Annotated in this window: 11 protein-coding genes; 10 read left to right on the top strand and 1 reads right to left on the bottom strand. The window is 41.0% G+C overall.

All coding sequences use genetic code 11. The annotated features are described in order from the left end of the window. The first annotated feature begins 46 nt into the window (after positions 1 to 46). The 5 genes from H5058_RS04215 to H5058_RS04195 all read left to right on the top strand — a co-directional run bounded on the left by H5058_RS04215 (position 47) and on the right by H5058_RS04195 (position 7,295). Entirely contained in the window at positions 47 to 418 is a 372-nt protein-coding gene (locus tag H5058_RS04215; RefSeq protein WP_011327015.1) for a hypothetical protein, read from the top strand. A 91-nt stretch (positions 419 to 509) separates the two neighbouring features. After that, complete coding sequence (locus tag H5058_RS04210; protein WP_182677009.1) at positions 510 to 1,835, top strand: TolC family protein; 1,326 nt, start codon at positions 510 to 512, stop codon at positions 1,833 to 1,835. After that, positions 1,825 to 3,573 carry an efflux RND transporter periplasmic adaptor subunit gene (locus tag H5058_RS04205; RefSeq protein WP_182677007.1) on the top strand — a complete coding sequence of 583 codons (1,749 nt, stop codon included), beginning with the start codon at positions 1,825 to 1,827 and terminating at the stop codon, positions 3,571 to 3,573. Before H5058_RS04210 ends, H5058_RS04205 begins: the two co-directional genes overlap by 11 nt. Positions 3,574 to 3,581: 8 nt before the next feature. Then, on the top strand, positions 3,582 to 6,698 hold the full coding sequence (locus H5058_RS04200) for an efflux RND transporter permease subunit (protein ID WP_179807615.1): 3,117 nt from the start codon (positions 3,582 to 3,584) through the stop codon (positions 6,696 to 6,698). A 141-nt stretch (positions 6,699 to 6,839) separates the two neighbouring features. Beyond that, positions 6,840 to 7,295, top strand: a complete 456-nt coding sequence (locus tag H5058_RS04195; RefSeq protein WP_011327019.1) for a hypothetical protein — start codon at positions 6,840 to 6,842, stop codon at positions 7,293 to 7,295. A gap of 266 nt (positions 7,296 to 7,561) precedes the next feature. On the opposite strand, the gene H5058_RS04190 is transcribed toward H5058_RS04195, so the two are convergent. Beyond that, complete coding sequence (locus H5058_RS04190; protein ID WP_011327021.1) at positions 7,562 to 8,068, bottom strand: glycine cleavage system protein R; 507 nt, start codon at positions 8,066 to 8,068, stop codon at positions 7,562 to 7,564. Between the two features lie 357 nt (positions 8,069 to 8,425). Here H5058_RS04190 and H5058_RS04185 point away from each other — a divergent pair, with 357 nt between their 5' ends. The 5 genes from H5058_RS04185 to H5058_RS04165 all read left to right on the top strand — a co-directional run bounded on the left by H5058_RS04185 (position 8,426) and on the right by H5058_RS04165 (position 14,744). Then, positions 8,426 to 10,660: an ABC transporter permease subunit gene (locus tag H5058_RS04185; protein ID WP_182677004.1), complete on the top strand. Its 2,235-nt coding sequence runs from the start codon at positions 8,426 to 8,428 to the stop codon at positions 10,658 to 10,660. Between the two features lie 14 nt (positions 10,661 to 10,674). Then, positions 10,675 to 12,324 carry a phosphate ABC transporter permease PstA gene (gene pstA / locus H5058_RS04180; protein WP_011327023.1) on the top strand — a complete coding sequence of 550 codons (1,650 nt, stop codon included), beginning with the start codon at positions 10,675 to 10,677 and terminating at the stop codon, positions 12,322 to 12,324. Between the two features lie 22 nt (positions 12,325 to 12,346). Then, on the top strand, positions 12,347 to 13,174 hold the full coding sequence (gene pstB / locus H5058_RS04175; protein WP_011327024.1) for a phosphate ABC transporter ATP-binding protein PstB: 828 nt from the start codon (positions 12,347 to 12,349) through the stop codon (positions 13,172 to 13,174). A gap of 42 nt (positions 13,175 to 13,216) precedes the next feature. Beyond that, positions 13,217 to 13,918: a phosphate signaling complex protein PhoU gene (phoU, locus tag H5058_RS04170; RefSeq protein WP_011327025.1), complete on the top strand. Its 702-nt coding sequence runs from the start codon at positions 13,217 to 13,219 to the stop codon at positions 13,916 to 13,918. A 148-nt stretch (positions 13,919 to 14,066) separates the two neighbouring features. Next, positions 14,067 to 14,744, top strand: coding sequence for a TIGR00153 family protein (locus H5058_RS04165; protein ID WP_011327026.1), 678 nt, complete (start codon positions 14,067 to 14,069; stop codon positions 14,742 to 14,744). Positions 14,745 to 14,758: the final 14 nt, after the last annotated feature.

Here is a 14,758-nt window from a genome sequence, read left to right as displayed (position 1 = left end):
CCTAGAACCTGGAACCTAGAACCTAGAACCTCAATAAGGCAACTTTTTGCAACGCATTTACTCTAGTTTACTGATCATCGCTATGTTACTCACGCTTGTGGGTCAGGCTGTTGCGTCTGTTGCTATGCTATGTGAAATGCCGCACATGAGCCAAACACAGCATGCTGCAACTAATGTTGCAACTGAAAAAGTACATCAGCAAATGTCAGTCAGTATGATGAATATGGACTGTTGCGATGATGCAGCAACCGAGCAAGAATGTAATTGCCCAATTAATGCTTGTTCAGCGTACTCAATGTTGAGTGTTGATGGTTTATTTAGCACCCCACTGATTATTTCTGAAAAAATACAGCTCTATCCCTCACAAAACCAACACCATTTAGTCAGCTCGCTATACCGCCCCCCTATGTCTGCTTAATTGCAGGATAGGTGTACCTAAAATTAGGTCAAGTCGTTTAATTCACCTTTTCTGCCTCTAAGTTAATCTTTTAATTTTAGTGGAGTAAGTGATGAATCACTTTGCAGTATTTAAAGTCAGTTTTTTAGCGCTAATGCTAGGAACTGCAACCTCAGCACACAGCAATGAACTTAGCCTAGATGAGGCGCTTTCGTATGCGCTAAACCATGAGCCTTGGCTAAAGGCAAGCCAGTACCAACAAGCCTCAGAGCAAGCACAAAGTATAGCCGCAGGTAGTTTGCCTGATCCGGTATTAACTTTGGGTTTAATGGGCGTGCCAACCGATGGTTTTGCTTTAGATCAAGAAGGTATGACGCAGCTAAGTATTGGTGTAAGCCAAATGTTTAGTCGTGGCGACAGCCTAGCATTAAAACAGCAAGCCTTAGCACAATCTGCGCAGCAACATCCTTGGTTGCGAGCCGATCGCCTTGCACAAGTAAAAACAATTGTTATTGAATCATGGCTTAATGCGTACAGAGCTCAGCGCAGCATTGCGCTTATCGAACAAGATAAAGCCTTATTTTCGCAACTGATTGATATAACCGAATCAAGTTATGCCAGCTCGCTAGGCAAAACTCGTCAGCAAGATATTATTCGCGCTCAGTTAGAGCTCACTCGCCTAGAAGATAAATTAGTAATGCTAGCGCAGCAACTTGAAAGTGCTAAAAAACGGCTGTCGCAATGGTTGCCAATGAGCATGCTAACTCAACCAGTAAGTACTAAAAACACAGCTATTGAGCCGTTAATTAGTTTTACCACGCTGGAATTTGAGGCGCTAATGTCGTTACTTATGGCGCATCCCGCGATTGTTGCTATTGATCAAACAGTAACAGCTAAGCAAACAGAAATAGCGCTCGCAAAGCAAAGTTATAAGCCGCAGTTTGGAGTAAATATGGGCTATAGCCATCGAGGTGATACGCCTATGGGAGACTCACGAGCCGATTTACTCTCTGTTGGGGTAAGTATTGATTTGCCGTTATTTACTAGTAACCGCCAAGATCAGCAAGTTAACGCTGCAATAGCGACAGCTGAAGCAGTTAAAACTCAAAAGTTAATAGCGCTACAAAAGTTAAAAGGGATGTATTTCAAAGAGTTTAGCCAATTAATGCAGCTACAAAAACGCGATACGCTTTATCAAACTAAGTTATTACCGCAAATGGCAGAGCAAGCCCAAGCCACACTCAATGCATACACGCGGGACGACGGTGATTTTTCAGAAGTTATGCGTGCTCGTATTAGTGAGCTTAATGCCAAAATTGACGGCTTAAATATTCAAATAGACCAACAAATTATTATTGCTCGTCTAAATTATTATGCCAGTAGCCAAGACGCTGCTGTGATGCTTGAGCAATTAGGAGAGCAAAATCGTGAATACTAATTTAAAACTATTAATAGCAGCTGTAGTGGGTGGTGGAGTAACGGCATTAGTATTATCGCTTATGCCCGCGAGCAATACTGATATTAAAGCAAGCACAGAAAAACAACCACTGTACTGGGTAGCACCCATGGATAGTAATTATCGACGTGATGAACCCGGGCTTTCGCCAATGGGCATGGATTTAGTGCCTGTTTACGATGAAGCACCAGGCAGTAGTAGCAATTTAGATGGCCCAGGTGCTGTGACTATTTCGCCAGCGGTGGTTAATAATCTCGGGGTAAGAATCGCCAAAGTACAGTACAAAGCGTTACAAAATGAAGTTAAAACGGTTGGCTATGTGCAATATAATCAAGATCAACTTATTCATATTCACCCTCGTGTAGAGGGTTGGTTAGAAACGCTTTATATCAAAGCAGCCGGTGACAGTGTTGAGCAAGGTGAGCCACTTTATACCTTGTACTCACCGCAATTAGTGAATGCCCAAGAAGAGTTTCTATTAGCGCTCAATCGTAACAATCAGGTGCTTATTCGCGCAGCTAAAGCACGCTTAAAGTCACTTAATATATCGGATGATTTTGTAGAGCGGCTGCAAAAAAGTAAGCAAGTAATGCAAAACATTACCTTTTATGCCATTCAAAGTGGCGTAGTTGAAGAGCTAAATGTGCGCGAAGGTTTTTATGTTAACCCCGGCACCACTATGATGAGTATTGGTAAGCTTGATGAGGTATGGGTTGAAGCGCAAGTGTTTGAGCGCCAAGCTGAGCTAATTAAGATTGGCCAGCCAGTAAGCATGACGCTTGATTATTTAAGTGGCCAAAGCTGGCAGGGTAAAGTGGATTATATTTACCCAACACTCGATGCTAAAAACCGGACCTTGCGAGTGCGCCTGCGCTTTAATAACGAAGGCCATAAACTTAAGCCTAATATGTTTGCCCAAGTAAATATTCATACTCAAGCCAATAAAGCGCAATTAGTAGTCCCTAAAGAAGCGGTGATCCGCACCGGTAACCAAAACCGTGTAGTGGTTGCCTTGGGCGAGGGGCGTTTTAAATCTGTGGCTGTAGAAATGGGCAGAAGTGACAGTAAAAACACCGCAATATTATCAGGAATAATGGCAGATGATGACGTGGTGGTTTCGGCGCAATTTTTATTAGATTCAGAATCAAGTAAAAGCTCAGACTTTAAACGTATGCAAGCCCCTCAAGCTGTTAGCTCTGTATGGAGCGAGGGCATTGTTAATAGCATTATGGCGGAACATCGTATGGTTAATATTAGCCATGAGCCGATAGCTGAACTTGATTGGCCTAGTATGACAATGGACTTTACGGTTGCTGATGATGTTGACTTTACTGCTTTTGAAAATGGCCAAACATTACATTTTGAGCTGACTAAGCAAGCTGATGGCAGTTATGTATTAACGGCTATTCATATAATGAAAAGCACAGTAACAAATAGCGAAAAAAATACAGCAACTGTTTTGGGCACAATTAACAGTATTGATAAAGCACAGCGCATAGCAAATATTAGCCGTGGTGCAATAGAAAAATGGGGACGCGAACCTGCAAGGCTCGATTTTACCTTTGCAGATGATATAGATTTAACCGCACTTGCAGCGCAGCAACAAATAAACTTTACCTTTAGTTTGCAGCAAGGGGAGTTTGTGATTAGCCACATAAATGGTGAGCACTCTACAAGCGCATCAGGTAATCACACTATGCAATTGCATAACGCGCATTAGGAGGCAATATGATAGCTGCAATTATACGTTGGTCCGTTCTTAATCGCTTTTTTGTGTTGTTACTGACCGTTATTTTAATTGGCGGGGGCTTATTTGCTGTTAAAAATACCCCAGTTGATGCCTTGCCCGACTTATCAGATGTGCAAGTAATTATTAAAACCTCGTATCCGGGGCAAGCACCGCAAGTAGTGCAAGATCAGGTTACTTTTCCACTTACCACCGCAATGTTATCGGTGCCAGGAGCGCAAACAGTAAGGGGCTTTTCATTTTTTGGAGACTCTTACGTATATGTAATATTTGATGAAAAAACCGATTTGTACTGGGCACGTAGCCGAGTACAAGAATATTTAAGCCAAGTAGCGAGCCGCTTGCCAGCTACAGCCAGCGCAGAGCTTGGCCCCGATGCCACCGGTGTTGGTTGGATTTACTTATATGCACTGGTAGATAAAACTAATCAACACGATATTAGCCAATTACGCAGCTTACAAGATTGGTTTTTAAAATTTGAATTACAAACCGTACCTGGCGTATCTGAGGTTGCCTCAGTAGGGGGCATGGTAAAACAGTACCAAGTTACGGTTGACCCCGATAAGTTACGAGCTTATGGCATTCCACTGAGCTTAATTCAAACTGCCATTGCCCAAGGCAATCAAGAAATGGGCGCATCGGTAGTCGAAATGGCCGAGGCTGAATACATGGTTACTAGCACCGGCTATATTAAAAGTGTCGCCGATTTAGAAGCGATTCCTTTAGGTGTAAATACTAATGCCACACCACTGCAATTGCGTGATGTGGCCGATATTCGTCTAGGGCCGCAAATGCGCCGTGGTATTGCCGAACTTAATGGCGAAGGCGAAGTGGCTGGTGGCGTAGTGGTAATGCGATACGGTGAAAACGCGCAAAAAACCATTGAGCTGGTAAAAGCAAAGCTCGAATCATTAAAAAAAGGGTTACCAGCGGGAGTTGAAATTGTACCCGTGTACGACCGCTCCAACTTGATTAAAGATGCAGTTGATAACTTAAGCAGTAAATTACTCGAAGAGTTGGTTGTGGTTGCTTTGGTTTGCATTGTATTTTTGTTTCATGTGCGCTCATCTTTAGTAGCGATTATTACTCTACCACTGGGTATTTTAACAGCATTTTTAATTATGTATTGGCAAGGTATTAATGCCAATATTATGTCGCTTGGCGGTATTGCCATTGCAATTGGCGCTATGACCGATGGCGCTATAGTGATGATTGAAAATATGCACAAACATATGGAAAAAACCCCACTAACCGATGAGAACCGCTGGCAAGTGGTGATCGATTCGGCCAGTGAAGTCGGCCCCGCATTATTTTTTAGCTTAATGATAATTACGGTAAGTTTTATGCCGGTATTTATTTTAGAGGCGCAAGAAGGGCGTATGTTTTCCCCGCTGGCGTACACTAAAACCTATGCTATGGCTGCCTCTGCTGGGCTTGCAATTACTTTAGTACCGGTGCTTATGGGTTACTTTATTCGCGGCAAAGTAATTTCAGAGCAAAAAAATCCGGTTAACCGCATGCTGGTAAATGCTTATAAACCATTACTTAACGCAGTACTTAAGTTTCCTAAAGCAACTTTGGCCTTAGCTACGTTGATTGCAGTGATTGGCTTTTATCCTGTAAATAAAATGGGGAGTGAGTTTATTCCCCCCCTTGATGAGGGCGATTTAATGTATATGCCAACTACTTATCCAGGTATTTCGATTGGTAAAGCGCGGGAGTTGTTACAGCAAACCGATAAATTAATTGCCACTGTGCCAGAGGTACTAACTGTATTTGGTAAAGTAGGGCGAGCAGAAACCGCCACAGATCCAGCGCCGCTTACCATGATAGAAACCTTTATTCAGCTCAAGCCTAAAGATCAATGGCGCGAAGGTATGACCCTAGATAAACTCAAAAAAGAGCTAGATAGTTTAGTGAAGTTTCCTGGGGTAACTAACGCATGGGTTATGCCAATAAAAACCCGTATTGATATGTTAGCAACCGGCATTAAAACCCCGGTGGGGATTAAAGTTGCTGGCCCTAAATTGAGTGAAATTCAAAAAATAGGTCAACAAATTGAAAGCATTTTAAAAGATGTACCGGGTACGGCATCCGTTTATTCTGAGCGAGTTGCTGGTGGGCGTTATATTAAGGTAGATATAAACCGTGAAAAAGCGGCGCGCTATAGTTTAAATATTGCCGATATACAGCAAGTTGTAGCTACTGCTATTGGCGGCACAAATGTCACCCAAACCGTAGAAGGGCAAGAGCGCTATCCGGTAAATTTACGATACCCGCAAGGTTACCGCGATTCACCTGAGGAGCTAATGTTACTTCCTATTGTAACTCCAGCCGGGCAGCGTATAGCTTTAGCCGATGTTGCTAAGGTATTTATTGAAGATGGCCCAGCCGGAATAAAAAGTGAAAATGCCCGCTTAAATGGTTGGAGCTTTATTGATATAGAAAATATTGATATTGGTACATATGTAGAAAACGCCCAGCAAATTTTGCATGAGCAATTGATACTACCAGCAGGATATTCAATTACCTGGGCTGGGCAATATGAATATATGCAGCGTGCTAAAGATAAGCTTGCTTACGTATTACCACTAACGTTAGCTATTATTGTAGTGCTGCTGTATCTGAACTTTAGAAGCTTTGCGGAGGTATTGATTATTATCGTTACTTTACCGTTGGCGATGATTGGCGGAATATGGCTAATGTACCTAGAAGGCTTTAACTTTTCGGTGGCTGTTGGGGTGGGCTTTATTGCACTTGCAGGGGTGGCCGTAGAAATTGGGGTGATCATGCTGGTGTATTTAAATCAGGCCTACCAAGAAAAAATTACCCAAGCACAACAAACTGGTGTGCCGCTTAATTATGAGCAGCTTAAGCAAGCAATAACAGAGGGCGCAGGGCTAAGAGTACGCCCCGTAATGATGACAGTAGCTACTATAGTGATAGGTTTATTACCGGTACTTTATGGCACTGGCACGGGCAGTGAAATAATGAGCCGCATAGCAGCGCCTATGGTAGGGGGTATGTTTAGTGCGGTTGTTTTAACCTTATTAGTAATACCGGCAACGTATTTATTGTGGCGCAAACGCGACCTATAATATTTACATTGGTTATGTAACTTATACTGAAAAACAGTATTAAGTTACATAGCCTGCAACTTTGCTATTGATATTGCTCACTTTTTTATATGGCACGATTTACGCATTACTATGTTTACTCAGCTTAAGTAAGGAATGCAGATGCAAGTTAAAACAATTCAACAAATGTATGACTGGACTATTTTGTTTCATACACAAATGGCGGCCAACTTTTTTAGTGTGCGGGAACTATTAGGTGAGCATAATACTCAATTAGTTGATTACTGTACTAAATACGAAAAAAAACTCGCTGAAGATTTAATTGGCTTTAAAGCAATCACCACCATAAATACGTTAGATACCTACTGCTATGAGTATTTTGCAGAAAATCCAGAGCTACTGAATTTTACTGATTTAGATCGAAGTACCCAATTAGATGAGCAAGCTATTCAGGGCTATTTGTCTGATCAGCATCAAAAAGTAATAAATGCTTATGAGTACTTAGAGGGAAAAACACAAACTGCAGACGGTAAAGAAAAACTCGGACAAATACTGCAGCTTGAGTACCAAGGATTAAAACAAATGGTACAAAGCATAAACCGACATATAGATATGTAACCTGATCTCCGGATAATAAACTTATCTTAAGCAGCTATTTTCAGCGCTAACTGCGTTGAATTTTCTTGCAATAGGCCAGCTATTGACGCGTAAATTCGCCTTATTTTCACTGAAAATTTCTAGCTAGAGAAAATAAAATTAAATATAACTATGATTCAATACGTTAGTAAATCTCTTAACCAGAGTTCAGGTTATGTAAATTTATATACAGTTAAAACTAATAAAAATAACGGCGCTACACTATGGTGTGTAGCGCCGTTATTTTGTTAAACCTTTTCTACATCAACAATTAAGTCGCTTGTTATCGACTCTAATGCATTAATTACTTCTTCTTTATTCAACCCATTAGGTAGTGTTACTGTAGCAACAGCACTAAAAATAGGCACGCCCCAATTAGGTGCGCTTTGTTGCCTTGAGTTTAAGTGAGTAATATTGGCTCCTTTATGACGAATTACACTTGCAAGCTCTTGCACAATACCCGGGCGATCGTTACCGGTAATAACAAAGTTAAGTTGCTCACGTGTGGCGGGTTCTATTTCTGTATTGCCTGTTTCAATACGTACATCAAGTTTAGGCAGAGCATTGAGCGCATTTTGCAGTGCCTGAAAATGCTCTTCACTAACTTCAATCTGAATAATACCTGCAAAGTGACCGAGCAAATGGCTCAAGTTGCTGCTTAGCCAGTTGCCATGATTTTCTAAAATAACGGATGAAATGCTCTCTACTAAACCAGGACGATCTTGTCCTAAAATGGTTATAACCAACTGCTTCATAAATAGTTCTCTTCTTTAAAGCCCAAATAAGGTAATGCATAGGCATTAAGTGTTGTTTAACTCTATTCAGAGTTCAGGTTAAATATTATGATTTAGTTGCTAAAGTTAGACCTTTAATCCTACAGTGCAGCCCTTGCAACAAACCATAATTATTAACTAAATGCTTCCTGAGTATTGACCTCGATAAATACTTTGTCCAATAAATATAATATTTAGTTCATCAATACTGCATAAACACGGCTGCTATTTGATCTTAAAGATATTTAAATTACACGGTAAATAATTATTACCGCTGTAACATTACTGTCACTTTGATGAAATATAATCACTGCAACGTTAAGATTAAAGGATGTTTTGATGACTTCCAATCCGAATAAGCCGACTTTTAATACGGATCGAAGCCGTCTATTTAAAGACCGACTTGCCCAGTTTGGCATAACCGTAGGTGGAGTAATGGTATTAATAGCGCTGCTATTAATTTTTTTCTACCTTCTTTATATAGTACAGCCAATTTTTGAATCAGCTAAAGTTGAAAAGCGCGACAGTTTTAATCTTACAAACGCAGAGCAAATAGTGGGAGTAGGCGTTGAGGAACAAACTGAAGTTGCTTATTTATTAAGCCAGCAAGGGAGTGTTGACTTTTATAGTGTTGAAAAAGCTAACTTTGGTAAAAAGCTAAAAACGCTAGAGGTAACCCTGCCTAGCGATGTGAGTAGCTTTGCTACCAGTGCACCGTTTCAGGGGCAATATGCATATGGTTTAGAAAATGGCAGTGTAAAAATTGTTATTCCTAAATTTATGGTGACGTTTCCAAATAACGAACGTAAATTAACTCCGCGTTTAGATTATCCGCTAGGCGAACTTGCTTTAGAAGTAGACGAGCAAGGTGCTGCTATAAAGCGTTTTGCATTTAGCCACTTTGAAGACAAAACAGCCGTTGTTGCGCTAACAGCCGACAAGCGCGTTTTATTTAGTAGCTTTGTTGCTGAAGAAAACATGTTTAGCGGTGAAGTTGAATGGCTTGTGGAACGCACCGAACTAGATGTTGCTGGGCGAGTAGATGAGTTACTTATGTCGCCAGATACTACCCGGGTATTTGTGCGCTCAGCTAATCAAATTTATGTTTACGATACGCGTGACCCAAGCGAAGTAGAGCAAATTCAATTACTGTCTGCCAATGAAGAAAATGCCAATATTGTTGCGGCGCAATTACTTGCGGGTGCTAACTCACTTATGTTGGCAAACGATAATGGAAAGGTATCACAGTGGTTTGAAATAAATACCGACAGTGGCCGTGAATATCAAAAAATTCGTTCATTTGAAACAACAAAGCAAAGTAAGTTAAACGTATTTACTGAGTTTTACCGCCGTACCTTTTTTACTACCAGTAGTAATGGTGAGTTAGGTGTTTATTACACCACAAGCCAAGCAAAATTGTGGCAAGGCAAAGTAAGCGAAGGAGCAATTAAAAGCTTTGCTATAGCACCGCGTGCAAATGCAGCGCTAATTGTTGCCGACAACAAACTAACCGTATTAGAAATTCATAACGAACACCCAGAAGTTACTTGGTCTGCACTTTGGCAAGAAGTGTGGTACGAAGGTTACCCAGAGCCAGGTTATATTTGGCAATCAACCTCAGCCAGTGACGACTTTGAGTCTAAGTTTTCGTTAGTGCCTATTTCGTTTGGTACCTTAAAGGCGGCATTTTACGCCATGCTATTTGCCGTACCTATCGCGATTTCTGCTGCTATTTATACCGCTTACTTTATGTCGAGTGAACTGCGTAAAGTGGTTAAGCCAACGGTAGAAATAATGGAAGCACTTCCTACCGTTATTTTGGGGTTTTTAGCGGGCCTATGGTTAGCGCCTTTAATAGAGCAGCACTTACCAGCCATAGTCGGCTTACTGGTGTTATTACCTTTAGGTATTTTGGCTACTGCGCTTGGTTGGACTAAATTACCAGCCAATATTCGCCATAAAATTCCTGAAGGATCGCATGCCATTATACTTATACCGGTAGTGTTATTTATTGGTTGGTTTTCGTTTGCGATGAGCGAAACTGTTGAGCTGTGGATGTTTGATGGTAACGTGCGCCAATATTTAACTAACGAGCTTGGCATGACCTTCGATCAGCGTAATGCCTTGGTAGTGGGTATTGCTATGGGCTTTGCTGTAATTCCTACTATATTTTCGATTGCGGAAGACGCGGTATTTAGCGTGCCTAAGCATTTGTCTAATGGCTCACTGGCACTGGGTGCAACACAGTGGCAAACACTGATACGCGTGGTATTACTTACCGCCAGCCCTGGAATATTTTCTGCGGTAATGATGGGCCTTGGCCGCGCAGTAGGCGAAACCATGATAGTGCTTATGGCAACCGGTAATACCCCGATTATGGATTGGAGTGTGTTTCAGGGAATGCGTACGCTTGCGGCAAATATTGCGGTTGAAATGCCAGAGTCGGAAGTGGGTAGTTCGCATTACAGAATATTGTTTTTAGCAGCATTTGTATTATTTATATTTACCTTTGTTTTTAACACCATTGCTGAGTTTGTTCGTCAGCAACTGCGTGAAAAATACAGCTCAATGTAAGTGGAGAACACGACATGGTAAAGCAGTGGTTTAGGTCTGGTTCTCCTTGGATTTGGATGACCGGTGGTGCGGTGAGCATCAGCTTAATTTCAGTAATTGGTTTATTAGCTATGATAGCGTGGAAAGGGTTAAGCTTTTTCTGGCCTTCTGAAGTAGTGCAATTTGAGCTGGAAGGCTCAATTGCAAAACAAACTATTATTGGTGAAATTTACGATCGAGAATTAGTACCCAAAGCGCGTTTAGCGGCAACCGGTGTTGATGTTTCGGCATATGATAGGGAAGAATTTGAGCGGTTATTAATTAAAACCGGTAACCGTGAATATGTAGATTTAGATTTTCGTTGGATATTAAACACCGACATAAAAAACCAATCAACGCCTACCACCCTTGCCGTGTTTGAGCGTAGCAAAAATGGTAATTTTTATGGCTACGTAGAAGGCGTAATTGAAGACGGACAACCTGTTACCGGCGATAAGGTAGCCTATTTACATAAGCTAGTTGAACGGGCAGTTGATTTAAACGACGAAGCACTTGATTTACAAAACGGTGATATTGGTCATATTAACTATGAACTGGAACGTCTAAGGCTAAAAGAAAAATCCTACTTACTTGATAATGAACTTACAGACGAACGTGTTGCTGAGCTTGCAGAGGCGCGTGCAGAACTACGTGCCGAGTATGCGGTGCTCGAAAAGCAACTGTTTGCACTGCGTAAACAAGCACAGCGCGACCAAGTTATGGTTAAAGATATGCGCGGCGAAATAGTCACCATTCCATTGTATCAAGTATTAGATGTGTGGTTTCCAAACGACATGAGCTTTTTAACCAAACTGGGCCATTACTTTATCCAATTAGGTAAGTTTGTATCAGACGACCCTCGCGAAGCAAATACCGAAGGTGGCGTATTTCCGGCCATATTTGGTACCGTGTTTATGGTTATGCTAATGGCTGTTATTGTGACGCCATTTGGGGTGGTTGCTGCAATTTACTTGCATGAATACGCGGCTAAAAATGCGGTAACTAAGATGATCCGTATTGCGGTAATTAACCTAGCCGGTGTACCTTCTATTGTATATGGTGTATTTGGCTTAGGCTTTTTTGTTTATATGCTAGGTGGCAGCCTTGACCAATTATTTTATCCTGAGTCATCACCTACTCCGGTATTTGGTACACCAGGTGTTATGTGGTCGGCTTTAACACTGGCAATACTTACCTTGCCTGTGGTTATTGTTTCCACTGAAGAGGGACTATCGCGTATTCCAAGTACAGTACGCCACGGATCATTAGCGCTTGGTGCCACACAAGCAGAAACCTTATGGCGTATTGTTATACCTATGGCAAGCCCAGCAATTATGACAGGTTTAATACTGGCTGTTGCGCGTGCAGCAGGTGAAGTAGCGCCATTAATGCTGGTGGGTGTAGTAAAAATGGCACCTACGTTACCGCTTGATGGTAACTTTCCATACTTTCACTTAGACAGAAAGTTTATGCACTTAGGTTTTCATATTTACGATGTTGGCTTTCAAAGCCCGAATGTTGAAGCGGCGCGACCGCTGGTATATGCAACGGCATTTTTATTAGTGTCGGTAATTATTACCCTCAACATAACCGCTATTGGTATACGTAATCATTTACGTGAAAAATTCAGATCGCTTGAGCTTTAATAAGATTTAATAGGTAACAAACATGATTTCAGTCGCTCCAAAAGTAAATCAAGCCAATACCAGCTTGAAGTTAGACTTAGATAATTTAACCACAGAGCAAACAGCGTTAGAGATTAAAGATCTCGATCTTTACTACGGCGATAAACAAGCGCTGAGTAAAGTAAATATGAATATTCCAAAGGGCCAGGTAACAGCCTTTATTGGCCCGTCGGGGTGTGGTAAATCAACCTTATTACGGTGTATTAACCGCATGAACGACTTAGTTGATATTTGCCGCATAGAAGGTGAAATACTGCTACATGGACAAAACATTTACGATAAAAGCGTTGATGTAGCGGCGCTGCGTCGTAACGTAGGTATGGTATTTCAGCGACCTAACCCTTTTCCTAAATCAATTTATGAAAATGTGGTTTATGGTTTGCGCTTACAAGGTATTAAAGACAAACGTAAATTAGATGAAGTAGTTGAGCAATCATTGCGTGGTGCAGCGCTGTGGGATGAAGTAAAAGACAGGCTACACGACAGCGCTTTTGGGTTGTCGGGGGGACAGCAGCAACGTTTAGTTATTGCGCGCTCAATTGCTATTTCGCCAGAAGTATTACTGCTTGATGAACCTACCTCGGCACTAGACCCTATTTCTACTTTAGTAATAGAGGAGCTAATTAACGATTTAAAGAGCAAGTTTACAGTGGTAATTGTTACCCATAATATGCAACAGGCCGCCCGGGTTTCTGACCAAACGGCGTTTATGTATATGGGGGAGCTAATTGAATACTCAGACACCAATACTTTATTTACAACGCCTAATAAGAAAAAAACAGAAGACTATATAACCGGTCGTTACGGCTAATTCAGCCGATATTATGTGTACAATATTGATAGGATAATAACGATGGAACATAACATTAATAAGCATATTTCTGGCCGTTTTAATCAAGAATTAGAAAACGTACGCAACCTTGTGCTTAGTATGGGCGGGCTGGTTGAGCAACAGCTTAACAGTGCGTTAGATGCAGTGAGCCAAAATGATGCTATGCTTGCGCAAAAAGTGCGAGAGAATGATTATAAAGTTAATGCAATGGAAGTAAGTATTGACGAAGAATGTACGCGAATTATTGCCAGGCGTCAGCCTGCTGCAAGCGATTTGCGTTTAGTGGTGGCTATTGCAAAAACCATTGCTGATTTAGAGCGTATAGGCGATGAAGCAAAGCGAATTGCTAAAGTTGCATTAGATTCATTTACTAAAGACCAACAGGCTTTATTAGTAAATATTGAAAATATGGGACGCCAAGTATCAAAAATGTTGCACGATGTACTTGATGCATTTGCACGTATGGACGTACAACGTGCATTTGAAGTACACAAAGAGGATGCTAAAGTTGATAGAGAGTACGAAGCCATTATTCGTCAAATTATGACCTATATGATGGAAGACCCGCGCTCAATCCCGAAAATTATGGATTTAGTGTGGTCAGTTCGTTCATTAGAACGCATTGGTGATCGGTGTCAAAATATTGCTGAATATATTATTTATTTTGTTAATGGAAAAGATATTCGTCATACATCTCAAGAAGATATAGAAAAGTCTTTATAATTTTTTTAATTAGTCCTTTTTATTACAACGACGAATTATAATTTTTTTTTAGTTTGCTGGCGGTTGAGCAATAAAAAGCGTTCACAATCGAGCTTAATACTGTAAAATTCATGCCGCACAGCATACTAAATTGATTTAAGGGTCAGTTATGCAAACTAACGCGTTTCTAGGAGTATTTGCAAAATCTCCTATCAAACCAATGGAAGAACATATTCGAAAGGTTCATCAAGCTAGTAAAGCTTTGATTCCTTTTTTTAATCACGTATTTAAAGAAGAATGGCAACAAGCTGAAGAGCTACGTTTAACCATTCGTAATTTAGAACGTGAAGCCGATGAAATGAAAAGAAATATACGTTTACAACTACCGCGTGGATTATTTATGCCGGTAGAGCGTACAGATCTGCTCGAATTAGTAACCCAGCAAGATAAAATTGCCAATAAAGCAAAAGACATTGCAGGGCGTGTAATTGGTCGTGAGATGATCATACCAAAAGTAATTCAAATCGACTTTTTAGCTTATTTAACACGTTGTGTTGATGCTACTAAACAAGCATCTAATGCGATAAATGAGTTAGAAGAGTTATTAGAAACAGGTTTTAAAGGTCGCGAAGTGGCCTTGGTTGAAAAAATGCTCGTTGAATTGGATGCCATAGAACAAGACACGGATGAAATGCAAATTAAAATACGCCGCCAACTACGCGCAGTAGAAGGTGAGTTAAACCCGGTTGATGTGATGTTTTTATATAAGATCATTGAATGGGTTGGCGAGCTTGCAGATATTGCAGAGCGCGTAGGATCACGTCTTGAGCTGATGTTAGCTCGTTAATTTAAAATCAGTTC

This window comes from Pseudoalteromonas sp. SR45-4 (assembly GCF_014163535.1).
Classification (GTDB): Bacteria; Pseudomonadota; Gammaproteobacteria; order Enterobacterales; family Alteromonadaceae; genus Pseudoalteromonas; species Pseudoalteromonas nigrifaciens.
This window is presented reverse-complemented; position numbering and strand designations above follow the sequence as displayed.

What these genes read in the sequence shown, in the direction of transcription:
- H5058_RS04210 (WP_182677009.1), top strand. Translation starts at nt 510, where the DNA reads ATGAATCACTTTGCAGTATTTAAAGTCAGTTTTTTAGCGCTAATGCTA.
- H5058_RS04200 (WP_179807615.1), top strand. Translation starts at nt 3,582, where the DNA reads ATGATAGCTGCAATTATACGTTGGTCCGTTCTTAATCGCTTTTTTGTG.
- H5058_RS04195 (WP_011327019.1), top strand. Translation starts at nt 6,840, where the DNA reads ATGCAAGTTAAAACAATTCAACAAATGTATGACTGGACTATTTTGTTT.
- H5058_RS04190 (WP_011327021.1), bottom strand. Translation starts at nt 8,068, where the DNA reads ATGAAGCAGTTGGTTATAACCATTTTAGGACAAGATCGTCCTGGTTTA.
- H5058_RS04185 (WP_182677004.1), top strand. Translation starts at nt 8,426, where the DNA reads ATGACTTCCAATCCGAATAAGCCGACTTTTAATACGGATCGAAGCCGT.
- pstA (WP_011327023.1), top strand. Translation starts at nt 10,675, where the DNA reads ATGGTAAAGCAGTGGTTTAGGTCTGGTTCTCCTTGGATTTGGATGACC.
- pstB (WP_011327024.1), top strand. Translation starts at nt 12,347, where the DNA reads ATGATTTCAGTCGCTCCAAAAGTAAATCAAGCCAATACCAGCTTGAAG.
- phoU (WP_011327025.1), top strand. Translation starts at nt 13,217, where the DNA reads ATGGAACATAACATTAATAAGCATATTTCTGGCCGTTTTAATCAAGAA.
- H5058_RS04165 (WP_011327026.1), top strand. Translation starts at nt 14,067, where the DNA reads ATGCAAACTAACGCGTTTCTAGGAGTATTTGCAAAATCTCCTATCAAA.